General features: G+C 69.2%; 1 protein-coding gene. It reads left to right on the top strand.

Going from position 1 to position 562, the window contains the following annotated elements:
• Positions 1 to 401: RNA polymerase sigma factor (locus tag KZ820_RS21685; RefSeq protein ID WP_219750870.1), on the top strand; the 401-nt coding region annotated here is incomplete at its 5' end.
• Positions 402 to 562: the final 161 nt, after the last annotated feature.

Below are 562 nucleotides of genomic sequence, written 5' to 3'. Positions count from 1 at the left end.
TGGAGCGCGCGGTCGGGCGCTGGCGACAGCGACGGGGTGCGGAGGTCCGCCCGTGGGTCTATGCGATCCTGCACAATTTGTTGGTCGATCATCAGCGGCAGCATAGCCGGCGAGGTACGGCGGTTCCGCTCCACCTCGTGGACGACGCCGCGCTCGGCCGCCCGGCCGATCAGGACACAGGCCTGCACCACCGCGACCTGCTGCGCGCGCTTGATGCGTTGCCTGAAGAACAGCGAACGGTGCTGCTCCTGGTCTCGGTCGAGGGCCTGCCCTATGCGGAGGTCGCTGCCGTAGTCGGCGTGCCGCTGGGCACGGTAATGTCGCGCATATCGCGGGGGCGCGACCGTCTGGCGACCCTCCTCCGGGAGGGTGAACGGCCGCGATTGAGGAGCGTGCAATGACCAGCCCGATCGGCGAGGACGATCTGGCCGCATGGATCGATGGCAGGCTGTCGCCCGAGCGGCAGCGCCTGGTCGACGCCTATCTTGAAGGCCAGCCGGACGTGCATGCCCGTGTGCGAGAGCAGGCGGAGCAGGCGCGAGCCCTTGCATCCCTGTTCGCC

The sequence above is a fragment of the Sphingomonas citri genome (genome assembly GCF_019429485.1).
Classification (GTDB): domain Bacteria; phylum Pseudomonadota; class Alphaproteobacteria; order Sphingomonadales; family Sphingomonadaceae; genus Sphingomonas; species Sphingomonas citri.
The sequence above is the reverse complement of the archived record's forward strand: the minus strand, read 5'-3'. Positions and strand labels throughout refer to the sequence as shown.